The sequence below is a fragment of the Photorhabdus luminescens subsp. luminescens genome (genome assembly GCF_001083805.1).
GTDB lineage: Bacteria > Pseudomonadota > Gammaproteobacteria > Enterobacterales > Enterobacteriaceae > Photorhabdus > Photorhabdus luminescens.
The window spans coordinates 25,354-49,435 of sequence record NZ_JXSK01000001.1; the positions used below are offsets into that span (position 1 = coordinate 25,354).

At 40.0% G+C, this 24,082-nt stretch carries 22 protein-coding genes and 1 riboswitch; of the genes, 12 read left to right on the forward strand and 10 right to left on the reverse strand.

Going from position 1 to position 24,082, the window contains the following annotated elements; all coding sequences use genetic code 11:
• Window positions 1-2: 2 nt before the first annotated feature.
• The 4 genes from hflD to rluE form a co-directional block, all read right to left on the reverse strand.
• A complete protein-coding gene (gene hflD, locus TI10_RS00115) occupies window positions 3-629 on the reverse strand; it encodes a high frequency lysogenization protein HflD (protein ID WP_049581138.1) in 627 nt (208 codons plus the stop codon).
• 2 nt (window positions 630-631) lie between these two features.
• Window positions 632-1,735, reverse strand: a complete 1,104-nt coding sequence (gene mnmA, locus TI10_RS00120) for a tRNA 2-thiouridine(34) synthase MnmA (protein WP_049581140.1) — start codon at window positions 1,733-1,735, stop codon at window positions 632-634.
• An 84-nt stretch (window positions 1,736-1,819) separates the two neighbouring features.
• Window positions 1,820-2,269 (reverse strand): NUDIX hydrolase, encoded by a 450-nt coding sequence (locus TI10_RS00125; RefSeq protein ID WP_049581142.1) that lies wholly within the window; start codon window positions 2,267-2,269, stop codon window positions 1,820-1,822.
• On the reverse strand, window positions 2,262-2,891 hold the full coding sequence (rluE, locus tag TI10_RS00130) for a 23S rRNA pseudouridine(2457) synthase RluE (RefSeq protein WP_049581143.1): 630 nt from the start codon (window positions 2,889-2,891) through the stop codon (window positions 2,262-2,264). The genes TI10_RS00125 and rluE overlap by 8 nt, the downstream gene beginning before the upstream one ends.
• 139 nt (window positions 2,892-3,030) lie before the next feature.
• Between rluE and icd the strand changes: the two genes are divergently transcribed.
• Both icd and TI10_RS00140 read left to right on the forward strand, forming a co-directional pair.
• Window positions 3,031-4,284, forward strand: a complete 1,254-nt coding sequence (gene icd / locus TI10_RS00135; RefSeq protein WP_049581145.1) for an NADP-dependent isocitrate dehydrogenase — start codon at window positions 3,031-3,033, stop codon at window positions 4,282-4,284.
• 316 nt (window positions 4,285-4,600) lie between these two features.
• Window positions 4,601-4,996 carry a hypothetical protein gene (locus tag TI10_RS00140; RefSeq protein ID WP_049581147.1) on the forward strand — a complete coding sequence of 132 codons (396 nt, stop codon included), beginning with the start codon at window positions 4,601-4,603 and terminating at the stop codon, window positions 4,994-4,996.
• A gap of 225 nt (window positions 4,997-5,221) precedes the next feature.
• Here the strand turns inward: TI10_RS00140 and TI10_RS00145 are convergent, their stop codons facing one another.
• The gene (locus tag TI10_RS00145) at window positions 5,222-5,803 is read right to left on the reverse strand and encodes a 6-carboxytetrahydropterin synthase (RefSeq protein WP_049581149.1); all 582 of its coding nucleotides are present in this window, start codon (window positions 5,801-5,803) and stop codon (window positions 5,222-5,224) included.
• Window positions 5,800-6,495, reverse strand: a complete 696-nt coding sequence (gene folE, locus TI10_RS00150; RefSeq protein ID WP_244161482.1) for a GTP cyclohydrolase I — start codon at window positions 6,493-6,495, stop codon at window positions 5,800-5,802. The genes TI10_RS00145 and folE overlap by 4 nt, the downstream gene beginning before the upstream one ends.
• A gap of 915 nt (window positions 6,496-7,410) precedes the next feature.
• Here folE and TI10_RS00155 point away from each other — a divergent pair.
• The 3 genes from TI10_RS00155 (at window position 7,411) to TI10_RS00165 (ending at window position 13,129) form a co-directional block, all read left to right on the forward strand.
• On the forward strand, window positions 7,411-8,304 hold the full coding sequence (locus TI10_RS00155) for a LysR family transcriptional regulator (protein WP_049581150.1): 894 nt from the start codon (window positions 7,411-7,413) through the stop codon (window positions 8,302-8,304).
• 2,297 nt (window positions 8,305-10,601) lie between these two features.
• Window positions 10,602-12,059, forward strand: coding sequence for an alanine/glycine:cation symporter family protein (locus TI10_RS00160; protein WP_049582108.1), 1,458 nt, complete (start codon window positions 10,602-10,604; stop codon window positions 12,057-12,059).
• Window positions 12,060-12,310: 251 nt separating this feature from the next.
• On the forward strand, window positions 12,311-13,129 hold the full coding sequence (locus TI10_RS00165; RefSeq protein WP_049582109.1) for an N-acetylmuramoyl-L-alanine amidase: 819 nt from the start codon (window positions 12,311-12,313) through the stop codon (window positions 13,127-13,129).
• A 342-nt stretch (window positions 13,130-13,471) separates the two neighbouring features.
• Here the strand turns inward: TI10_RS00165 and TI10_RS00170 are convergent, their stop codons facing one another.
• The gene (locus tag TI10_RS00170; protein ID WP_049581151.1) at window positions 13,472-13,900 is read right to left on the reverse strand and encodes a DUF805 domain-containing protein; all 429 of its coding nucleotides are present in this window, start codon (window positions 13,898-13,900) and stop codon (window positions 13,472-13,474) included.
• 219 nt (window positions 13,901-14,119) lie between these two features.
• Between TI10_RS00170 and TI10_RS00175 the strand changes: the two genes are divergently transcribed.
• Both TI10_RS00175 and yddG read left to right on the forward strand, forming a co-directional pair.
• Entirely contained in the window at window positions 14,120-14,614 is a 495-nt protein-coding gene (locus tag TI10_RS00175; protein ID WP_049581153.1) for a DUF2165 family protein, read from the forward strand.
• Between the two features lie 2 nt (window positions 14,615-14,616).
• On the forward strand, window positions 14,617-15,522 hold the full coding sequence (gene yddG / locus TI10_RS00180) for an aromatic amino acid DMT transporter YddG (RefSeq protein WP_049581155.1): 906 nt from the start codon (window positions 14,617-14,619) through the stop codon (window positions 15,520-15,522).
• Between the two features lie 182 nt (window positions 15,523-15,704).
• On the opposite strand, the gene TI10_RS00185 is transcribed toward yddG, so the two are convergent.
• Window positions 15,705-16,088 carry a helix-turn-helix domain-containing protein gene (locus TI10_RS00185; RefSeq protein ID WP_049581156.1) on the reverse strand — a complete coding sequence of 128 codons (384 nt, stop codon included), beginning with the start codon at window positions 16,086-16,088 and terminating at the stop codon, window positions 15,705-15,707.
• Between the two features lie 315 nt (window positions 16,089-16,403).
• On the opposite strand from TI10_RS00185, the gene TI10_RS26770 reads away from it, so the two are divergent.
• Together TI10_RS26770 and TI10_RS00195 are read left to right on the forward strand one after the other, a co-directional pair.
• The gene (locus TI10_RS26770) at window positions 16,404-16,547 is read left to right on the forward strand and encodes a PhoP/PhoQ regulator MgrB (protein ID WP_080984968.1); all 144 of its coding nucleotides are present in this window, start codon (window positions 16,404-16,406) and stop codon (window positions 16,545-16,547) included.
• A gap of 278 nt (window positions 16,548-16,825) precedes the next feature.
• On the forward strand, window positions 16,826-18,205 hold the full coding sequence (locus TI10_RS00195) for an amino acid permease (protein WP_049581161.1): 1,380 nt from the start codon (window positions 16,826-16,828) through the stop codon (window positions 18,203-18,205).
• Between the two features lie 67 nt (window positions 18,206-18,272).
• Here TI10_RS00195 and pagP read toward each other — a convergent pair whose 3' ends face one another.
• Entirely contained in the window at window positions 18,273-18,896 is a 624-nt protein-coding gene (gene pagP, locus TI10_RS00200) for a lipid IV(A) palmitoyltransferase PagP (RefSeq protein ID WP_049581162.1), read from the reverse strand.
• Window positions 18,897-19,484: 588 nt separating this feature from the next.
• Between pagP and cspE the strand changes: the two genes are divergently transcribed.
• The 3 genes from cspE (at window position 19,485) to TI10_RS00215 (ending at window position 21,863) form a co-directional block, all read left to right on the forward strand.
• Window positions 19,485-19,694: a transcription antiterminator/RNA stability regulator CspE gene (gene cspE / locus TI10_RS00205; protein WP_036781809.1), complete on the forward strand. Its 210-nt coding sequence runs from the start codon at window positions 19,485-19,487 to the stop codon at window positions 19,692-19,694.
• Window positions 19,695-19,808: 114 nt separating this feature from the next.
• A riboswitch (TPP riboswitch) is annotated at window positions 19,809-19,901 on the forward strand.
• A gap of 42 nt (window positions 19,902-19,943) precedes the next feature.
• A complete protein-coding gene (gene thiD, locus TI10_RS00210; RefSeq protein ID WP_049581163.1) occupies window positions 19,944-20,744 on the forward strand; it encodes a bifunctional hydroxymethylpyrimidine kinase/phosphomethylpyrimidine kinase in 801 nt (266 codons plus the stop codon).
• A 381-nt stretch (window positions 20,745-21,125) separates the two neighbouring features.
• Window positions 21,126-21,863 carry a class I SAM-dependent DNA methyltransferase gene (locus TI10_RS00215; protein ID WP_049581164.1) on the forward strand — a complete coding sequence of 246 codons (738 nt, stop codon included), beginning with the start codon at window positions 21,126-21,128 and terminating at the stop codon, window positions 21,861-21,863.
• A 117-nt stretch (window positions 21,864-21,980) separates the two neighbouring features.
• On the opposite strand, the gene fbaB is transcribed toward TI10_RS00215, so the two are convergent.
• Window positions 21,981-23,030, reverse strand: coding sequence for a class I fructose-bisphosphate aldolase (fbaB, locus tag TI10_RS00220; RefSeq protein ID WP_049581166.1), 1,050 nt, complete (start codon window positions 23,028-23,030; stop codon window positions 21,981-21,983).
• Between the last annotated feature and the right edge of the window lie 1,052 nt (window positions 23,031-24,082).

Here is a 24,082-nt window from a genome sequence, read left to right on the forward strand (position 1 = left end):
ATTTAACAATGAGAAAGAATATCTTTCGCCTGTTGGATCAGACGTTGACGAGAAAACATTAATTGCAAGCGACCGCCGCCAACTTGTTGCCATAAGACCGCACAACGGACGCCAGCCAGTAGAATCGCCCGGACTTTCGCTTGTACAAGTGGATTGCGCAGAACATCAGGGGAACCTGTCACTTGGATACGTGGACCTAATGGGCTGATAACATCAACATAAATACCGGCCAACGCGTTGAACATCCCTTCTGACATGGGTTCAAAATGTGCCTGCTGGCGTTCTAATAAACTGATACGGTTACTAAGCGCATCAAAAGCTGCCTGATTTTTATTTAGTCGGCGCTCCAGCGCGATCAGACTCAAGATATAGCGGGTGAGATCGGCAGAAATACCATTATTAGAGCTATTAAACATCCCTAGCATTGCGTTTAGCCCCATGCGCAGATTGCGTTCATGATTGCCGAACACATCTAAAGCAGATGCCGGGTTAGTGTTCAGGATGCTATTGACCATAGTGGCGACAGCATCGGTATCACACTGGTTTTCATGGGCGAGTTGCTGTACCAGACGACCTGACTGGCAAATTCCCGCCAACGCCAGTGTGATATTGTAATAATTCTTTGCCACAATTACTCCTGCAAACGTTGTTCAATCACGCCGCCGCCAAGACAAACTTCACCCTGATAAAAGACGGCTGATTGGCCGGGGGTGACTGCGGCGACAGGGTTAGCAAAACGGATTTCTATTTTATCTTCGTTTATGGGGGTGATAGTGCAAGGAATATCCTGTTGGCGATAACGTGTTTTGACGACGCAATGAATTTCTTCAGTTAATGTCTCTCTATCAACCCAATGAAGTTGCTGAGCAATAAGGCCGGTAGACATTAAACGGGGGTGTTCATGCCCCTGCGCCACGAGCAGGATATTGTTCTGAACGTCTTTATCTATGACATACCACGGCTCTTCGCTGCCTTCTTTCGTTCCACCGATGCCTAAACCTTTACGTTGGCCCAAAGTATGGTACATCAGCCCCTGATGTTCACCGAGGGTTTCTCCATCGACTGTCATAATGGGGCCAGGCTTGGCAGGTAAATAACGGCCAAGGAAGTCACGGAATTTGCGCTCGCCAATAAAACAGATACCGGTGGAATCTTTTTTCTTTGCCGTCGCCAAACCAATTTTTTCGGCGATACGGCGAACCTCCGGTTTTTCCAATTCACCGATAGGAAATAGGCTTTGAGCAATTTGCTGGTGGCTCAGAGTGTATAAGAAGTAGCTTTGGTCTTTATTGTTATCCAGCCCACGTAATAACTGGCTTTTACCGTTAATATCTTTGCGACGGACATAATGACCGGTTGCGATGTAATCCGCGCCTAAATCCTCAGCGGCGAATTCCAGAAATGCTTTAAACTTAATTTCTTTGTTACATAGAATATCTGGGTTAGGTGTTCTGCCCGCTCGATATTCAGAAAGAAAATGTTCGAAAACATTATCCCAATATTCGGCAGCAAAATTGACGGTATGAAGTTCGATACCCAACTTATCGCAAACGGATTGGGCATCAGCCAGATCAGTCGCGGCTGAACAGTACTCTTCATCATCGTCTTCTTCCCAATTCTTCATGAACAAGCCAGCCACTTGATAACCTTGCTGTTGTAGCAAATAGGCGGAAACGGAGGAATCTACACCGCCGGACATGCCGACAATGACTTTTTTCTGGCTGTTATCTGACATGGGAATCTCACTGGAGAAAAAAACAAGCGCCGTACTTTAACACGTTGCAGACAGGGGCGCATCAAACGTATTACGGTTTTGTCATTAAATAGACGGAGAAACATAACTATTCAATAGGGTAAGAGGATATTTTTCGTTTTGCAGGTAACAGCGGATACTTTCTGCAACGAGTGGAGAACGAAGACAATGACTGCTAAATATTTGTTCGGCTGTAACCCAATGGCAACAGTCGATATCACCGTCTTGTGGGTTGGCTACGGTTTGTTGTTCCATTTCAACCAGAAACAGAAAACGGATAAAGGGTGTGCCGTCTGGCGCAACCCACTGATGAACTTTCAGTAGTGCTTGCGGCTTAGCCTGAATACCGGCTTCTTCCCATAATTCACGTTCTGCGGCTTGTAACAATGTTTCATCTGCCTCAAGATGACCAGCGGGCTGATTCCATAATGCTTTGCCATTAATTGTCTCTTCAACTACCAGGAATTTATTCTGGGCATGGACCACACAAGCAACTGTGACGTGGGGGCTAAACAAAATTGATCTCCTTCCATTCACCGGGTTTCATCTTGCCTAATTGCAAGTTTCCCATACTAAAACGAATTAGTCGAAGTGTCGGGAAACCGATATGTGCTGTCATTCTGCGCACTTGACGATTTCGGCCTTCATAAAGTGTTATTTTTAACCAACTTACCGGAATATTTTTACGTTCACGAATCGGTGGCTGGCGACTCCAAAGCCATTCTGGTTCGTCAACTAACTCGGCACCTGCGGGTAGGGTGGGTCCATCTTTTAATATGACGCCATTGCGTAACTTATCGAGAGCGGTTTCATCTGGAACGCCTTCAACTTGCACATAATAAACTTTGGCCGTTTTTTTATTCGGTTGGGTTAGCTGTGCTTGAAGTTTGCCGTCATTCGTCAGGATTAATAATCCTTCGCTGTCACGATCTAAACGCCCGGCAGCATACACATTCGGGAACGGAATAAAGTCTTTTAGTGTTGTTCTGCCCATTTCATCAGTGAACTGGGGTAAAACATCGTAAGGTTTGTTAAATATCAACACTCGGCGAGGTACGGTTGTTTTTTTGACAGAATGTGATGTTTTTCTTTGGCTGAATCGGTTAAGTTTGTGTTTTTTAATGGTGAAATTTGTCATCATAGATCACTGCATAAAATGGAAGGGGTATTATACATTAGTCTGCTATCAATTGGCGTTCGCCGAATATTCAAGTAGTATTGACACGTCCCTTACAAAAAATTAACAAGGTATTACGCTTACTTGAAAGGAGAGGTTAATGGAAAGCAAAGTAGTTATTCCGGCGGAAGGTAAAAAAATAACAATCGATGCTAAAGGTAAACTGGTTGTTCCGAATAACCCGGTCATCCCTTATATTGAAGGGGATGGGATTGGTGTCGATGTTACCCCTGCAATGTTGAAAGTGGTCGATGCAGCGGTTCAGAAAGCCTATCAAGGTGAGCGTAAAATTTCCTGGATGGAAATCTATACCGGTGAAAAATCGACTCATGTATACGGTAAAGATGTTTGGTTGCCGGATGAAACGTTGGATCTGATCCGTGAATATCGCGTAGCTATTAAAGGTCCTCTGACGACGCCGGTTGGCGGCGGTATTCGTTCTCTGAACGTAGCATTGCGTCAACAATTAGATCTGTATGTTTGCCTTCGTCCTGTTCGTTACTATCAGGGTACGCCAAGTCCGGTCAAACAACCTGAATTGACTGATATGGTTATTTTCCGTGAAAACGCGGAAGATATTTATGCCGGTATTGAATGGAAAGCAGGGTCTGTCGAAGCGGATAAAGTGATCAAATTCCTGCAAGAAGAGATGGGCGTCAATAAAATCCGTTTCCCACAGCAATGTGGTATCGGTGTGAAACCCTGTTCTGAAGAGGGCACTAAACGCTTAGTTCGTGCTGCCATCGAATACGCAATTGATAATGACCGTGAATCTGTCACTTTGGTTCACAAAGGCAACATTATGAAGTTCACCGAAGGTGCTTTCAAAGACTGGGGTTATCAGCTTGCTCGTGAAGAGTTCGGTGGTGAACTGTTGGATGGCGGCCCTTGGGTGAAAATTCAGAATCCGAAAAACGGTAAAGAGATCATTGTTAAAGATGTCATCGCAGATGCGTTTCTACAACAAATTCTGCTGCGCCCTGCTGAATATGATGTTATCGCCTGTATGAACCTGAATGGTGACTACATTTCTGATGCGCTGGCTGCTCAGGTTGGTGGTATCGGTATCGCTCCGGGAGCAAACATCGGTGATGAATGTGCTCTGTTTGAAGCGACTCATGGTACAGCGCCTAAATATGCCGGTCAGGATAAGGTGAATCCAGGTTCTGTGATCCTTTCCGCTGAAATGATGTTGCGTCACATGGGTTGGACAGAAGCCGCCGATCTGATCGTTAAAGGCATGGAAGGCGCGATTGCCGCGAAGACGGTGACTTATGATTTCGAGCGTCTGATGGAAGGCGCCAAATTACTGAAATGTAGCGAATTTGGTGACGCGATTATTCAGCATATGTAATCCGTCATCATGGTGAAAACTTCACGGTAGCGAATGCTTCCGTGGGGTTTTCTGAATTTACAGGGATTTTTGCTGTAAAATTCTCAAAAATAGCGGCAGCCAGCGTACTTGTTTTACGTTATATTCTTTGATTCCATTTTATTTTCAGGTATTTATCTGTTGTTTTTACCTTTTTATGATTTATGGACTTAATTGGAAAATCTCAATCACTTAAAGGTATATATTGTTGTTTTATTAAGCGTGAAATTTTGCAAGTCATATAGGGTAGAGTGTATACTCAGATTGATATTTATTCTGTCTGATAGGGAGGTGAAAAGTGAGTGACTCAGATGATAAAAAAATAGAGTTTAGTACTAGCGATGTACTAAACGCTCTCTTGCATCGAGGGCAAAATATGCAACATCTTGCAACTCAGGAAAGTGTTGATAATTTGCGCCGTGAGACTGAGGCTAACTTTGTGTCACTTGATAAGCGTTTCGAATCTATTGATAAACGCTTTGAATCTGTTGATAAGCGATTCGAATTAATAGATAGACGCTTCGAATCTCTAGATAAACGTCTTGATGTTATGGATAAGCGTTTTGAATCTATAGATAAGCGTTTTGATAAACTTGAAGGTAAATTTGATCGACTTCAATGGTTTATTGTTGCTGCTGCGCTGGCGTTGCTATTCAAAGATTATATTTTTAAAGCGGCGGCTGTTATCCAGTAACTTGCAACCTTACTGCAAGTTACTGCTAACATTATTCTTTTATCTATATTTTTCTCATTGTTTTTTGGCTACGATATCTTCCAGCTCATCCGAAAATAGAGGGACATTGATAAACGGACGTTTCTTATTGTTGAAAGCTTCGATACTTAGCAATAATTGGGTGAACAAGCCGTAAGATATCGCTGTCTATATTGATAAGTCCTCGTTACATTCATTCACTGTGGTTTAGTGCTCAGAAGTGGAATCTGATGTAACAACATTCCTTGAGTCGTATTCAAACTGGCCCATTGCTTGTGAATAAGCTTTTAGCTCTTCAAAGCGTTGGCTGAGAAATGCGCTGCGTTCCTCTTCATGAATTGAATCGGCATTGCAATCTGTAAAACAATTGGGCGTTTCATAGAGTCTGACGTGATGAATTTTGAGGCTATTCCATTCACTAAAAAGAACTTCCATAGTGAGAAATATCTCTTTTGCAATATTCTCAACGGTTGGATTGCAGTACTCCCCACTAGGATTTAAGCTCATGAGTCTGAATTTACTGCGCGTGGCATGAACAGCGGATATAAAATCTGCATCCTTGGGATTAAGAATCGAGGCGTGATCCAGATGTTCATCAATCCATGCGGCGCCGATACGCTTTATCTCTTTGAAATCTATCGCGTATCCAATTGGTTGCATCTGTTCAAATGAGAAAGTGAGTTCATACAGATAAGTGTGTCCGTGGATGTTGAAGCATTTCACCCTCTCGTTCATCACTCGATGAGCGGAGTCAAAAGAGCCTTTGCGCGTAATATATTGAATTGTCATGCGATACCTCTAATCAATTCATAGAAGTCTTGCTTGGCTGGTGAATTAGCATCGGCGAATACACCTGAGAACATTTGTGTCTTCATCCGGCTTTTCTGGTGGCGTACACCTCTGCAACTTACACAGTTGTGTGATGCATCTATCAATACGGCGACGCCCTGATTTTTTTCACAGACTTGGTTTATTGCATTGTGGATTGTTGCTGTTAATCGTTCTTGTATCAGCCCACGTCTGCCAAAATGTTCGACGATTCGATTTAGTTTTGACAGGCCAAGGACACGGCCATGTTGACTTGGCATATAGGCGACGTGAACATAGCCCCTAATTGCTTGATGATGGTGAGAGCACATGGAGTCGAGAGCGATCCAGCCGTCGAAGACAATACCATCATAATTATCTGCTGGAAATGTGGTGATAGGCCCCATTGGTTTATATCGGCCTTTCCATAGGTCAAGTACATAAGCTTTTGCAACACGTCTCGGCGTGTCTTTCGAATTAGGATCATTTTGCCAGTCAACGCCAAGAGCGGTCAGGAATTCTCCGAATGATATAGCAGCGTTATCTATAATAAGGTTAAGTTCAGTTTTGGTCAGAACTTCATTGGGGCCATGTAATGCGCGTTTTTTTGCTAATTGCATAGATATTCCATCTGCAAATCCTTGCGTGGTGATTTCCAAATCTCCTGGTTCCATGAGAGGCACCTCGTTATTGTCACTATACCCGTTATCTTTCAAAGTTGCCTCTTTGTTGGCTGCACTCACTCACCCCGGTCACATAGTTATCTATGCTCCCGGGGATTCGCTCCCTTGCCGTCGCGATGCATCTTGAAATCCATTGGGTATAAATGGTTTCATTATGATCCGTTTGGAGAAAACCACATTGCCGTTTAACGGACCGGTATTTAGACCCTTACTGTATGAATCCTAAATAAAATAATGGCGGGTATCATGACCTTTGCAGTCATTTTTAAGACCTTTTAAGTCTTAATTAAGTAAGCCGATATTAAGATTCGTGTCTTCCTGTTCCACTTATTTACGCTGTGAAATCATTCATTAATTTAGATATGTTGCACTATTATTTCGGCTTCTTTTAATTTCTTGATATGAATATTTGATACCTATTTTTCTAGGGAGTAGTTAAAGAAAGAATGAGTCTTATTTATTGTTATTGTAAATGTATTGACGTACAGTCTGGTACCCATTCATTAAGTAAATTAATTTTAGGGGTGGCATCCAGATAGAGAATGGTTTCACAATTGTCAGAGGCTATTTTTTGCCAAGGCTAGGCAAATCTTGCCCGATTCGCCTATTTACTAAAGGAGATTTTATGTAATTCGGAATTGATAATATGGACCCTAATCTAACCTACGGGACAATACCAACTTAAAGTTGAACGCCTTTAGATGATCTGAAAGAACGAATAAGGGGTGTTCAGAAAGAATAGGCATATACCCAATGGATTTCAAGATGCATCGCGACGGCAAGGGAGCGAATCCCCGGGAGCATAGATAACTATGTGACCGGGGTGAGTGAGCGCAGCCAACAAAGAGGCAACTTGAAAGATAACGGGTATAAGTCTGTTTAGCGAAAGATGGAGGTTGCATATATATGAAATTACGACATTTACGGTGCTTTGTGGCAGTAGCAGAAGAATTACATTTCGCTAGAGCTGCGGAGCGCTTGCATATAGAACAATCACCGCTATCAAGGATAATTAAAAAATTGGAAGCTGATCTTGGTACGATGTTATTCGTGCGTACCACAAGGAATATCCGGCTCACACGGGCGGGGGAAATTTTACTGGAGCAGGCTCCGCGCATCTTTTCTGTACTTGGTCGGGTTCGTGATAGTGTGAAAGCGGTTTCGGCCGGGTTCCACAGTCAGCTCCGTATTGCGTTATCTGATGGCGTTACACCACCCAAATTAGTCGAATTGTTAGCAAAATGTCGTGAGGACGAGCCAGGGATGGACATTCGCTTACACGAGATACCTCTAGCTCAGCACATGAATGGATTACGTGACAACCTTTTTGATGTGGGATTTGCTCAATCTATGGCAGTAGGAGATGGCATTATTGCCATGCCGGCTTGGTATGATTCATTGGTGGCGGCTATTCCTGCCAGGCATCCGCTTTTGGCATACAAAGTAGTGCCGTTGGATGAACTTTTGCGCTATCCACTAATCATCTGTGGTCAGGGGGCGTATGAGGGCTGTTTGGAGCCAGTGCTGTCCATATTCCAAAATGCAAAGTTAGCGCCATGTATATCCGAAAAGGTTGCCAGTTTTGACCTTTTGTTAACTTTAGTGGCAGCAGGGTATGGGATTGGCGTGGCGGGAGAATCACAGCTCAATTTGACTCGGCATTGTGATATATCCATAAGACCATTTGCTGGTGGTATTCCTAAGCTGGCGACGTATATGCTTAGGCTTGATGTCCCGTTAACAGAAGAACTTGCCCGGTTTGAAGAAAGAGTTGGAAATTTGTACAGCAATGTTTGTTGATCTTATTAGGGGAAAGGACCTTTTAGGGCTCTATTTGTGCTAGTACTGATTAAAATGCCATTCGCAATCTTCTAAATTTGTAGAGAATTGCGAATTTATGACAAATATTTGACCATTTTTTTCCAATACCCAATGGAAGTTTTTATGCTAACCAGAGTAGGGGGACTTAAGATGCCTATCTTAAGAAAGCATTCGATAATCAGCTTGGCTTGATGAGTGATAAGTAGATGTAAGAAGTTAAAACTGGATAGTTAATTTAATAGCGTGTAAAAATCTTTATTGTGTGTGTATTTAGACAAAAACCGCTAACGGGAGTGTGTTCTCCCGCTGGTTTTATAACTGTAAATAGAGTACTTACTGTATAATATTTGAAGTGTTATTATTTAGTTATTGTTTTTCCTTATTAAGAATTTTTTCATATTCCTCCCAAACGACAGACAATGGTGAACTTAAACAACAAATGGATATTGAACCTCCTGATGGAGGGTGATATTCATATTTAGATCTCCCACGATAGACTCTTATAGGTAAATTGTTATCAGTGGGATTCTTCCTTTTTCTTCTTAACATCATTCATAACCTCAACGTATATTGTTTAAATTATGCATTTAGAATAAAAGTGAGATATTTATACAATATTAACTTCATAAACATATTTTTTTTGTAAAAGATAACAAATGAAAATATTAGCAGTAGATAATAAAAGATCCAGTTTTATGTTGCATATAAGAGAAGTTTTTTCACATTTTTTATAAAATAGTTTCAAAATAAAATAATATTTTATGGAAATTAAAACACAATGTTTGATAAATGTAAAATGAAAGTTGATTTTAGCTATGCATAGTTGGGTTAACTCTGCTGTTTTTATAGCCGAATGACGGGATGATTAATCATATAGCTGTCTGTTTGGAAGAATTTTAATGCTTTATAGGTGTTCAACGAGTTGTTGTAACAAAATGGTAGGTGTAATTTGGGTAAACTATCTCTAACTCGCTATCACGGTGTATTGCCAACGTTGAGTCTTGCATTTCTGTGATTTACCCAAGATACCTATGCTCGTAGTATCCAGTCACAAGGAAATTTAAAGTGGTGATATCATTGTAATAACTTTATATTTTGAAGTGTACCCGATTTTACTTAAATTCTGTTGCTCATGTGGTAAATTTTCTACAAGTTTTATTGAATGCCCAGTCTATCTGGTAGTTGATCAAATTTGTCTTGGTGCGATTGGAGAACTTGCCGAATAAACATTATTTACCTCCAAAAGGCAATCAGAGGAGTACTCATCGATTTTTTATAAAAAAGGGTTTTATCATGTCGGTTTTATGGTCATTTTATTTTAATCTGCTTGCGGAAATATTGGCTAATCATCTTATGGAAAATAGAGTAATAAGCTTAATTAGATATATATTCGGAGAATAGAAAAGTAAGAGGAAATGTCTTCAATATAATCGGGTGAAGAAGTGGGGAACATGCGTTAAAAACGTTTTAATGTTCATGATAACTTAACACAAATAGCTAAGAGAAAAATATCATTTATTGCTGTGATTGAGGAAGCTTGCAGATAAATGTCAGATATAGACTGAGATTTTTATTAGTTTTTTGCATGTTATGTTATTTATTGGGATGATATTTCCTACATTGAACATATGTGTTGGTATTTCATTGTGATCTAACAAGTGAGTTTTTTATCTTTTTGATTTTTAATGTTTTATGTGATGGATGTCACTATGCGGAGTTTTCTAAATTAATGACGATTTTTTTGTTAAAGCTGATAATCTGCTCACAAAATTAATCACAATATCTTATTTTTGAATTTTTTTTCTTGATATTAATTGGTTGTTGATTTAATTAACAAACAGCTCATTGGTAGAACTTCTTTTACTTGTGTAAGGGTTATTGTGTGAGGTTTATAATCGTGGGTTTGATATATGTAGCTTGTGGTGAATCACAGCTTGTTGTGAATCATAGATAGGAGGCATAGTCAAAAGTGTATGAAGTGACTGACGGGCAATGGTCGATTGAATGACATATCTATTAACTATCAGTCAAAAACAGTACACCAAACATTCATTTAATCTGATGGATAATGTAAAAAGGTCAGTAAACATTACACATCAATTTCAAACTTGTGTTACATTCATAGAGTTTTCCTGACCAGTATCTCTGTGTTCTTTTATACAGCATTGCGTTACTTGTTAATTATAAAGGCATATTAAGCGCAATGAATTCTGCCGGATACGATTTTGTGGTCAGACTGGGTTTACTAATTTAAGGGGAAAAATATCTTGAATATCTTGACGGATCTAATTAGCTTTTTTAACAGTATCCTTTGGGGCTCCTTGTTGATTTACCTTCTTCTAGGGGCGGGTATTTACTTCACTATACGTACAGGTTTTATACAGATTCGCCATTTTGGGCACATGTTTTCAGTATTGAAAAACAGTAAAAAATCTGACAGCGCAGGTATTTCATCATTCCAGGCTCTGTGTACCAGCTTAGCTGCACGGGTTGGTACCGGTAATCTTACTGGCGTGGCAATCGCCTTAACGGCTGGTGGGCCTGGCGCCATTTTTTGGATGTGGATGGTTGCTCTGATTGGGATGGCAACCTCTTTTATTGAGAGTACACTTGCCCAGCTGTACAAGACAAAAGACGATAAGGGGAACTACCGTGGTGGTCCGGCCTACTATATGGAAAAGGGGCTTGGAGCACGTTGGATGGGCATTATGTTCTCCATATTCCTCATTATTGCTTTTGGTCTGGTATTTAATGCTGTTCAGGCAAATTCCATCGTTCAGGCTGCTGCGTTCGCATTCAATTTCAATCCGTTGTATGTCGGCATCGGTTTAGTGATTCTTAGCGGGGTCATTATTTTTGGCGGCTTGCGCTCTATTGCTCGGGTTGCAGAGTTGGTTGTCCCTTTCATGGCGATAGCTTATCTGATTCTGGCATTCTGGGTCGTCGGGCATAATTTTGAACGAATGCCGGAGGTGTTTGCATTAATTTTCAAAAGCGCATTCGGCTTGCAGGAAGCTGTCGCAGGCACTGTTGGTTATGGTGTTGCGCAGGCGATGACGCAAGGTGTTCAGCGCGGGCTGTTTTCAAATGAAGCAGGGATGGGGTCAGCACCCAATGCTGCGGCTTCCGCTTCTCCATATCCACCTCATCCGGCATCTCAGGGTTATGTGCAAATGCTAGGCGTCTTTATGGATACTCTGGTTATTTGTAGCGCTACTGCTGTTATCATCCTGTCATCGGGTGTGCTTGATGGCAATATTTCAGGAATAAGTGGAATAGAATTGACTCAGCGGGCATTGTCTTCCGCTGTTGGTGATTGGGGATCTGAATTTATTGCACTGGCTATCTTCTTTTTCGCATTCACATCAATCATTGCAAATTATGCTTATGCTGAAAGCAATATCGTATTCCTTGAACGTAATCATACTGCCGGTTTAGTGATCTTACGTCTGGCGGCGTTGGGTATGGTGATGTTTGGTTCGTTGGCTGAATTGCCTTTAGTTTGGAAAATGGCTGATTTGTCTATGGCATTGATGGCAATTACCAATCTGACCGCTATTTTGTTGCTTTCCGGCGTCGCATTTAAACTCGCAAAAGATTACAACCAGCAAAGACGCGTTGGTAAGTTACCGACATTTGATATCAATCAGTATCCTGAAATTCAGAAAAAGGTCGAAGTGGGTATTTGGGAAGAAACTCTTGCCCGATCGAACCAAGTGGCTGGCCGCAAGTGAAATGCTAGAACAAAGTATAGTTAATTACTATTTAACAACATAGCGGCTGATAGCCTTCACGTTTCATTTGTTATTCTTGCCTTATTTCCATCTAAGTTATGGGGATAAGGCATCTTTGCTTGTGTTCTATGTCAAGAGCAAAACTGAAAGTTTTATAAAAAAATTATGTAAAACATAAATTTTATTTTGTATTCATTTGATTTCTTTGTGTTATTATCTTACTTTCAATTAATAGGTGGGACAGGGAAATGATAAAGAAGATCATATTAGTTGGCTTATTTATGCTATTGGCGGGGTGTTCCAGCCTGGAAGATCGTGGCACTTATAAAGTCAATAGCTCTTTTCCTTCACAGGGTCAAAATGACAGAGTAAGGTTTTTGGTGTTCCACTATACCGCTGTCGATGATAAAGATTCTTTGCGTATACTCACTCAGGGCGGTGTTAGTGCTCATTATTTGATCCCATCGTTACCGGATTATGTGAGAGGAAAGCCTGTTATTCTGCAACTGGTTCCTGAAGATAAGAGAGCATGGCATGCTGGCGTCAGTGGATGGAATGGTCGGAAGGATTTGAATGATACTTCGATCGGCATTGAAATTGTTAATAAAGGATTTACGGAAATGCTGCTTGAAAAAGAGTGGTATCCGTTTCATGAGCAGCAGATTGATCTATTAACGCGTTTGGCGAAAGATATTATTCAACGTTATGGCATTGAACCTATTAATGTCATTGGTCACAGTGATATTGCGCCTTTGAGAAAGTATGATCCAGGCAAACTTTTCCCTTGGAAGAGTTTGGCTGAGCAAGGTATCGGCGCATGGCCTGATGAGGCAACCGTTGAAAAATATATGGCTGGCAGGAAATGGAGTGATGTTGCTTCTGTTGAGTTAATTCAGAAAACATTGGCTAAATATGGCTACACCATTCCGCAAACCGGTGTGCTTGATGAAGATACTCGTAAGACAATCAGTGCGTTCCAGATGCATTTCAGACCAGATGACATCAGTGGTAATCCTGATGCACAAACTGAGTCAATAGCTTTGGCTCTGGTTGAGAAATATAAAAAGTAGTTTTAGTTGATCGTATCGCGTGGATCGTGCCATAGAAAAAACTTTATCAGAGTGATTTTTATGGCATGGTTTATCTTATTAACAACTCTGTAGATTTTCATGATCTATTCTTCGAATCTCTTTTCACTTTGTTTTAACCTGTAATGACAGCTTACTTCACCAGTTATTGATCACATCTTTCCTGCTATCACTGTTTTAACACCAAGTGGTTTTCATTATTATTCCTATAAAGAAATAAGGTTATGGCTAAGTAATAAATAATCGTCGCTTTATTTTATAATGACTATTACTGTCTTAAGTAATAGTCAGATTAGATAAAATTTTTGCGGTATGGAGAAAATATTACTTTTTACTATTGTTTTTCCTTGTTGGCAAAATAAATGCCAGGATAATTCCAATCAGGCTGATAAAGGGTGAATACGTTATTGTTTTCTCAGAAAAATAGTTTGGTAACACGCTGCAAAGATAGGTAAAAATAGAGATTAACCAGCCATACAGCCCTACGTCATTAAATCTATAAGCTGTTTTCATGATTAAATAGTAAATCGTAGCGAAGGAGCACATTGCCCATAGGCCAATAGAGATCATATACAGCCACACTGATAACTCATATTGCATGTGGACTGCATAATGGTTTTCTGCCAGATAACCAGAGAGAAAGATCAATATTCCTAAAATAACGGCTATTTTAATAAAACTAATAATATAATCTTTTCTACTTGATTTTTGGCTGAAATAACTTTTTATTGCACTAACCAGAGAGTCGTCCATAAATAATAGTCATGTAAATAACAATGGAACAGATAATAACTGATCTAATGATAGTATGAATAGAAAAATATAAACCGGATATTAGATGAAAATATTTTAAACGTAACTCGATAATTAAATATGTAGGAATAAGGTGATGATTGTTAAATTGTATGGTATTTTATGTGTTTTATGATCTTTTTGGTACTTATAGCAATCTATTCTTTGGGAACTTGACAAATGATTATTCGCTTATCTAAGATTTTGATGATTTTTGCAGTAGGTTTGTTTGCTACGTTAGCTGCTTTTGGTAATATTACAGACTATGCGACTAATTTTGCATTTGTACAGCATGTATTAATGATGGATACCATTTTCCCAGATACGGCTATTACCTATCGTGCAATTCATTCACCGGCGTTACATCACATTGGCTATATTGTCATTATTTCTTTAGAAACTTTAACAGCAGTGTTATGTTGGATTGGCGGTATTCATTTACTGGCGAATTTAAAATCTAATGCTGCTGTTTTTAATAAAAAGAAGGCTATTGCGATAGCGGGTCTGACTTTGGGATTCTTGACTTGGCAGGTGGCATTTATGTCAATCGGCGGAGAATGGTTTGGGATGTGGATGTCTAAACAATGGAATGGCGTGTCTAATGCTTTCCATTTTTTTGTTACCATCATTCTGGTACTGATTTATTTGATTCAGTATGACAGAGAATTAGAATAAAGATGGGGATAGATGTGAAAACAAGGATCGAACAACACAAAGCGACCTTATACGGAATATTAGCGATTGTGTTGTGGAGTACAATCGTTGGATTAATAAGAAGTGTGAGTGAAGATTTCGGGCCTATAGGTGGCGCAGCGCTCATTTATACTGTTGGATCAGTTTTCCTGATTCTGCTAATGGGCTTCCCAAAGATCAGTACCTTCCCCAGAGTTTATTTGTGGCTTGGTAGTCTATTATTTGTCAGTTATGAAATCTGTTTATCACTTGCATTAGGTTTTGCCAATAATCGTGCTCAAGCAATTGAATTGGGTATGGTTAACTACTTATGGCCAGGTTTTACTGTTTTATTCGCAGTGATTATTAATAAGCAAAAAGTGAACTTGTGGTTATATCCTGGTTTATTATTGTCTATTCTGGGGATTGGTTGGGTGATGAGTGGTGATAATGGTTGGTCACTCAGACAGATGGTAGAAAATATCCAGAGTAATCCATTAAGCTACGGGCTGGCTTTTGCGGGGGCAATTATTTGGGCAGTGTATTGTAACATTACAAAAATAATGTCGGCAGGTAAGAATGGCATGTCGTTGTTTTTTATCCTGACAGCGTTTGCATTATGGATTCAATATTTTTTCACATCTCCGCCTGAAATGGTGATAAGCCTACATAGTGTCAGCATATTATTGTTTGCTGGCGCGGTTATGGGGTTGGCGAATGCAGCCTGGACCGTTGCGATTATCAGGGGACATGTTGCATTATTGGCTACACTGTCTTATTTCACGCCGATCATCTCTACGGCTTTTTCATCATTGCTCCTTAGCACTGCACTCTCTTTTTCATTTTGGCAAGGCGTGCTAATGGTTACCATAGGATCAATTGTCTGTTGGTTAGCGACTAAAACTAGATGATACCGGTTGAATCAAGATTAGAGCTCTCTGTCCATCTTAACCATGAGATCCAGAGAGCTTTGTTAAGGGAAGTATTGAAATAAAAGATCAGAACACAAAGGTTGAAGCTCTTTGTCTTTCACCGGAAAGCACGGTTGCATTTGTTGGATAATTGCCAGTTTCAATGCTCTCTGATTATCGTGTCACGAACAGTTGGTAGCGAAATGCAGAGGTAATTTAACTTCGAGCTCAATATCTGGATTCTGCCGGAAATCATAAGGCGTTATGCCATACTCTTTGCGGAACATGTAAGTGAAATGAGATTGAGAGCCGAAGCCGAAATCTAAGGCGATATCAAAAATAGGCAAAGAGCTGTTTCTTAAAAGATGAACAGCACCGGCCAGGCGTCGCTGGCGGATATATTTACCAAGAGAAATTCCAGTGACTTCCTTGAATATTTTCTGCATGTGCCAAAGCGAGTAACCGGAGTAAGTTGCCAGTTCTTCCAGGTGGATTACCCGGCCAAGGTGATTCTCAATCCATTTGCTGAGAGCGCATACAAGTGCTAAGTGATTATCCTGTGGCATTAACAATTTTGTTCTGGTTGAAAATGAAGGGAAGTATACACAACTTTTTCTACAGATGACAAAGCCTTGACATGATGATTTAGATTGTAACTGAATGTGACAATTGATTTTTTTGTTATAGTGAATAGAATCCACATGGTTAGTATTTGTTTAAATGTGTTCTGATATGTTGTTAGCATACATACTGTTACCGGTACGATTTTTTCACAATGAAAGCACAAGATGAATATTTTTCTTGTTTCATTGTTGTAAAATATCATTTTCCAACTTTATTCTTAACGTATTGCGTTCTGATCGAACTTGAAGGAAATAGAATTGGACATAAAAAAAACCATTGCAATCTTAGTATTACTTGGAATATGTCTGTTCTTGTACCTGCTAGCTTTGGATAGCTATTGTGATCAGGGGGAAAAGTTTGATTCAGGTATTTGTTCTGTGACTCGATATCTGCCTTTCTGATTAGTTGCTGATACTCATCAGCCATTTTCCCTTCATATATCTGTGCTAACATATATCTTCAATATCCACCCTTTAAAGCTAGTGTTTTGTTTGCTTTGGATTAAGTGCCATCCTAATAGGCGTAATTGTTGCAGACAGTTTGAGCACTGCCCAGGTTCGTTCTTTATGGCAAAGAAGGGCAAATAAAATAGCCCTATTGGGATAGGCAGTAAAGCAGATAATGGGAAGCGGTTGTTTTCCCACTTATAACAAGATAGAAGTTGCATCAAGAGGACAAGATGGCAGGACAATCGCAGCGGTCAACACTTAAACGCGGTTTAAAAAACCGGCATATTCAACTTATTGCTCTGGGGGGGGCTGTCGGGACTGGGTTGTTTCTCGGTATTGCACAAACCATAAAAATGGCAGGTCCCTCCGTAATTTTAGGATACGCTATCGCAGGTTTTATTGCATTTCTGATTATGCGTCAGCTAGGCGAAATGGTGGTCGAAGAGCCTGTAGCGGGGTCGTTTAGTCATTTTGCGTATAAATATTGGGGGGATTTTCCCGGATTTTTATCAGGTTGGAATTACTGGGCGATGTTTACTCTGGTCGGTATGGCTGAATTAACGGCTGTGGGAATGTACATCCACTACTGGTGGCCTGATATTCCAACCTGGGTTTCTGCAACCGTCTTCTTTGTTTTAATCAATACGGTAAATTTAATTAACGTCCGATTATATGGTGAAACAGAATTTTGGTTTGCCATTATTAAAGTGACCGCCATTATCTGTATGATTGTGTTTGGCGCTTACCTGTTAGTCAGCGGAAATGGCGGACCTCAGGCCAGCATTACTAACCTTTGGCAACATGGCGGCTTTATGCCTAATGGCATCACCAGCCTTATCATGGCGATGGCTGTGATCATGTTCTCTTTTGGTGGATTGGAGTTGGTGGGTATTACCGCAGCAGAAGCGGAAAATCCGCGTATCAGCATTCCTAAGGCTACCAATCAAGTGGTATACAGAATATTGATTTTCTATATCGGTTCTCTGACCGTGTTGTTGTCGCTTTATCCGTGGGGCAATGTTGTTGAAGGTGAAAGCCCATTTGTGATGATTTTTCACAACCTGGATAGTTTCTGGGTGGCTAACGTTCTGAATATTGTTGTCCTAACTGCTGCATTATCTGTTTATAACAGCGGTGTGTATTGTAACAGCCGGATGCTGTACGGTTTAGCAAAACAAGGCAATGCGCCTGGGATGCTGACCAAAGTCAATGAAAGTGGCGTCCCTATCAGAGCCATTGTCATTTCTGCTTTGGCAACGTCCGCTGGTGTATTGATTAATTATGTGATACCGGGCAAAGCATTTGAATTATTAATGGCGCTGGTGGTAACAACGTTGGTGATTAATTGGGTCATGATCTGTACGGCGCATTTAAAATTCCGGGCAGAAAAAGTTAAACAGGGAATAGAACCATCATTTAAGGCATTCTGGTATCCATTCGGTAATTATCTGTGTCTGGTTTTCCTTGCCTTTATACTTGTCATTATTTTGATGATGGATAGCATCCGTATTTCAGTCATCCTGATGCCATTCTGGGTGGGGGCGTTATGGATCGGGTTTTTAATGTCTCGTTCCCGCCGTGAAAAAATGAGAGCACAGGAGCAGGAATAGCATATATCTGGATTATCGCTATGAAGATACCGGGCTGATATTACACAGCCTGGTATTTTTTATCTGGTTACCATTGCCAACGTAACCAAGCGAAGAGGACGTTACCATTATTATATGTGCCGGGAATATATGTCCCTTGCAGCGATAACCGATCATATTCTATGGAGAATAGCGGTAATGGGAGTGGAATAGGGACATAATAATAGTCATGACGAGCGGTAACGCTTAAAGTGAAACCGATTCCCATTCGAAAACCATCTAAATCACCGGGTATCCACATTTTCTGAAATCCATAGCCAACGATGGGTTCCAAACGGTTATGAGAATCCATAAAAGCCATTGCATAAAGGGAATGCCAATCATTGTCTTCGTCGTAACGATATTTACCATAGCCGAAACCCCAGGGGCGCTCATTATATCTATCGATCTTCTCTTTATCGTAGGTATGTCTGTTATGCCAAGTCATTACTGGCAGATAAAGTTCATTGCCGGGTGCATCCCAAGTGAGGGTGATATTATTGTTGAGTTTTTCCCATAAGCTACCTGAATTGTTGCCATAACCGATCGGGGTGTGAGATTCAGTCGTTGCTAATGACTTATTAGCAGTATCTGCCGTTGCTGCAAACACTGTCCCAGATGAGACTAAAAGAGTAGCTGATAGGGTACAGGCTGCGGTTAAATCAAACTTCATTATTTATTGCTCCAATTTCCCGACGATATAAATTGGGAAGACTCTGTGCGTCACGCAAAATATGACAAACATCTAAATTTATGAATTCTACTCTTGCTATTTTCAATAAAAGCTAAACGAAAAATTAATATTAAGATGTGATAGGTATTAACTGGGTATATTTAATACTGATATTTTAGTCAACTAATATTGGGAATGTGTTGACTTTTTCTTTCGCCTAAACAGTGGAGATTGGTCCTATGAACATACTATGAGATATAGAAAATCCAATAATAAGACAGGCAAAATAAATTAGAGTTATTTATGTTATCTGGGGTTTTGTTGAGTGGATAAACTGTAAGCTAATTAGGATAACCTTGGATTTTCAAATTTTTGCAGCTATGTTAAACAATAATTGTTGTTAAGAATTTTAAATATGTGCGTTAGCTCCATAGCTGATAAAAAATGGCTTGCCATCATATTAAGAATATGTGATAAATCGTTCGGGTAAACGAGGTACGGTTCTGTTAATAGCAGCAACTCGCTCTAGTTTTTATGTTGCGCCGAAACGGCGAATTAGAATTAAGTGATCCAAAGGAAATTCTTAAAATGGCAAAAATCACTGGTACTGTAAAGTGGTTCAACGAATCAAAAGGTTTTGGTTTTATTACTCCTGCTGATGGCAGCAAAGATGTGTTTGTACATTTTAGCGCTATTCAGAGCGAGGGTTTTAAAACTCTGGCGGAAGGCCAAAAAGTTGAGTTTGAAATTCAGGACGGTCAGAAAGGTCCTTCTGCGGCAAACGTCACTACAGCATAACTTCTTTTTGTCGATCATTTTGGATTGACGAAGTAAATTTGTTGTCTGATTGATTTTTTACCGGCAACAATGACATACCGATATCACCCTGTTAGTTATCTGATAGGGTGTTTTTGTTTTGGCTCGGGGCGCTCTTTATTGAGCTGAGATGAACCCGTAATACCTGATCTGGATAATGCCAGCGTAGGGAAGTCATGGTGTCTTTTCCTGATACTTGCTTTTCTTTATGTCTGGTTGGAAGGGGGACCTATGATGAGAATCAATTCACTGACAATTGCCGGTACTGATCCTAGTGGCGGTGCTGGCATTCAAGCCGACCTAAAAACTTTCTCTGCACTTGGTGCTTATGGCACAACAGTAATGACAGCGCTTGTGGCGCAAAACACCTGTGGTGTGCAATCTGTTTATGATATCGATCCTACTTTTGTTGCGGCACAGCTTGAATCTGTGTTGTCAGATATCAGAATTGATAGCGCTAAGATAGGCATGTTATCTAATGCCGCCAATGTTGCTGTTGTTGCCGACGCAATAAGTCGTTATTCCGTGCCTTATGTTGTATTGGATACGGTAATGATTGCGAAAAGCGGCGATCCGTTGCTGGCGCCGGAAGCGGTTTCCGAGGTTGTTGAACAATTATTACCGAAGGTTTCGTTGATTACCCCAAATTTGCCGGAAGCCGCAGCGATATTGAAATGTTCTGTAGCAAAAACCGAAACGGACATGCAAAAACAAGGGCGTGAATTATTATCGCTAGGATGCGAAGCCGTTTTACTGAAAGGCGGACACCTTACAGAACATGAAAGCCCTGATTGGCTATTTACTGTTGAGGGAGAATGGCGTTTTACTGCTCCTAGAATCAATACGCGTCATACACATGGTACAGGGTGCACGCTCTCCGCTGCACTGGCTGCTTTGCGTCCGCGTTATTCAAATTGGCAGACAACACTGCCTGTTGCTAAATCATATCTCCAGGCGGCGTTAGAGCAAGCGGATTTGTTAGGTGTAGGAAAAGGAATTGGACCTGTGCACCATTTTCATCAGTGGTGGTGAGAGTCGCTGATTGGCGAACCGTGTAAAATCTGTGATCGTTCAGGGGAGTCCATATAAGGGCATGACGACGGGTCATTGGCATCTCTATTATTTAATGCTGAGGGGGCGATCATTTCAACAATTGATGACACGATATAATTATTACAAGAGTAATAGTTCCACAAAACATATCATAAGTGTTTTATATTTGTGTACTCACTCATATTTATTATCTGAAAATTAACCAATATAAAAAATCATATCTAATTTATCACTGACGTATTGATGTATAATAAGAGAAAGACTTTCGGTAGTTACTAAATTCATACTAAATAATATATCTCTTCGATAAATCAAGTACTTTATTTAAAGTACTTTGGCCTTTAGCTAAGGATGAAAAACATGAAAGATGACACGTTATATGACCCTATTGCACATCTTTACGAGAGCTTTTCAGATGCTGCTGCCCATATCAAAGTAGAAATCAGAACTATCTTCAATCTGGCAGGAGATATACACGGGAAATCAGTGTTAGATTTAGCCTGTGGATATGGTCTCTTTAGTCGAGAATACAAGAATCGTGGCGCGTCAAAAGTCATTGGCGTCGATATATCAGAAAACATGATAGCCATTGCGAAAAGCAAATCACAACAATACGGTGACGATATCGAATTTCACGTAAGAGATGTCTGCAAGATGGAGTCGTTTGGCAAATTTGACATAGTCAATGCAGCCTGGTTATTCTGCCATGCAGAATCTATTGAAGACCTTGAAACTATGTTCCGTGTTATTGCCGCTCATCTCAAGCCTTCCGGTAAACTAATTGCGTATACCGCTGAACCTGATTGTCGATTAGCAAAAGTGAATTATGAAAATTATGGTATAAAAATTCTGAGTGAAGAACCCGTGAAAGACACAACTCTCGTGAGAGCTGAATTTCTTACCACACCACCTAGCCCTTTCACTATGTATCTTTGGAGCCGTGAACAGTATCAAGCTGCGCTCCAAAAGGCAGGGTTCAAACAATTTAGATGGCAAAAACCAATGCTGTTAGAAAGCGATATTGAGGATTATCCCCTAGGTTTTTGGGATGATTATCAACGAAATTGCCTTGATACAGCTCTTGTTTGTCAGTTTTAACGATAATTCCTGAGATCCGCTGTCTTTCCTGTACAAATCCCCCGATGAAAATCGAGGGATTTTTTTGCATTTCCCTCTCCTGGCGACTGCTTCCCACCTTCTCCCGGACGGGGGATGTCAAGCTATAGTAACTTGCTTATCCAGATAGACATCTTGAACCGCATTAATGAGTTCAATACCTTCTTTCATGGATTTTTTGAACGCTTTACGACCGAGGATTAGCCCCATGCCACCTGCGCGTTTATTAATGACGGCGGTACGAACTGAGTCGCTCAAATCATTATTACCGGATGCGCCGCCTGAGTTAATCATACCGGCGCGACCCATGTAGCAGTTAGCTATCTGATAACGGACCAGATCGATAGGGTGATCGGTAGTCAAATTAGCGTAAACACGTTTATCGGTATGACCAAAGCCAATCGCCGTATAGCCGCCGTTATTTTCGGCCATTTTCTGCTTAACGATATCGGCGCCGATAGTGGCTGCCAAATGGTTAGCTTGGCCGGTGAGGTCTGCACTGGAGTGATAATCAACCCCCTCTTTTTTGAAAGCGGAATTACGTAGGTAGGCCCACAATACCGTTACCATGCCCAATTCATGCGCCCGTTTAAAGGCGGCTGAAATTTCCTCAATTTGACGCCGTGATTCAATAGAGCCAAAGTAAATTGTTGCTCCAACGGCAACAGCACCCATCTCAAATGCTTGTTCAACACTGGCATATAAAGTTTGATCATATTGAGCGGGATAGCTCAGTGTTTCATTGTGGTTCAGTTTAACCAGAAATGGGATCTTATGAGCATAACGACGAGAAACAGCGGATAACACGCCATAAGTAGAGGCAACACAGTTACAGCCGGCTTCAATAGCCAGTTCAACGATATTTTTGGGATCGAAATAGAGAGGGTTTGCTGCAAAAGAAGCGGCAGCAGAATGCTCTACGCCTTGATCCACCGGCAAAATGGATAAATAACCAGTGCCGCCAAGACGACCATGATTTAACAATGTTTGCATGGAGCGCAGAACCGTATTCGGTCGGTTATTGTCGATCATTACGCGGTCAACAAAATCGGAGCCTGGCAGATAAAGATTTTCACTCGGAATAGTACTACAACGATGTTGCAATAAACTGTCCGCATCTTTGCCTAACAACTTAGCGATATCAGTCATGTTTTACTCCAGTTATGAAAAGATGTCATTGATTGTCATTTATCCTTTTTAGGATAACAAGTTGTATTGGGAGGGAAGTGGTAGTGGATCGCTTCAGGTGGGGATTCGCTCCCTTGCCGTCGCGATGCAACTTGCAAGATAACGGGTATATATTATAAATTCAATCATCTCTCTTTATAAATATCAAAAAAATGGAAATAAATTTATTATCGTAAATTTTATCTATGTTAACGTATTTTTCTTTGTGAAAGAATGAATTTTTGCTTTATTGTTCTTTATTGATTTGTAATATTCCAATGTTGTTGGATAGAATTGATAAAATGGTTGGGTGATTTTAGAGCAAAAACTAATATGAATTTATCATTTGTAATAAATAACTCATTGATTAATGTTGAATTATTTAATTTCTTTCCTAATTTAATTAACCAGTTACTGAAATCAGTTTTTATATTTTTATTTTTCTATCGCTAAACTAAATATTTTATTATATGGATTTATTACGAAGATATAATATGTTTTTCTATTATCTAAATGAACTTTATAAGGTTATATGTTCATATTTCCCTATCGCTATTAATATAAATTCCATTCGATTTTAATTATTCATATAAATAATTTTTTATTTTGTCAATTTATTTATAACTATGTTGCAATATTATATATGATAAATAACCGTTTCTAACGTCAATGTTTTTAAATCCGCATAATCCTGTAAGCAACAGTCAATATAGTTATTTATTCTTTCGTAAAAGTGATCATAATTTAAAATAATAATTATGCTAAATTTTTAGTTTTGTTTTGTATTCGTCAACTAATTAACTTATTGAAAGATACATCAATATAATTTGACTTTGTCACAGATGGAAAATTTCTCATGTTTTTATTGCCAATAGTGACATTTCGGTTTCTTCCATTTGCCAAGAGTAATTTCTTATTGCATTTCTTCTTTAGTAACTTGTTTACAAACGATGTTTTATAAAGTTATTGGATCTATTGATACAGGTTGAGAGCGTGATAGATGAAGATTGAATATTTGTTGCTGTTACTCGCTA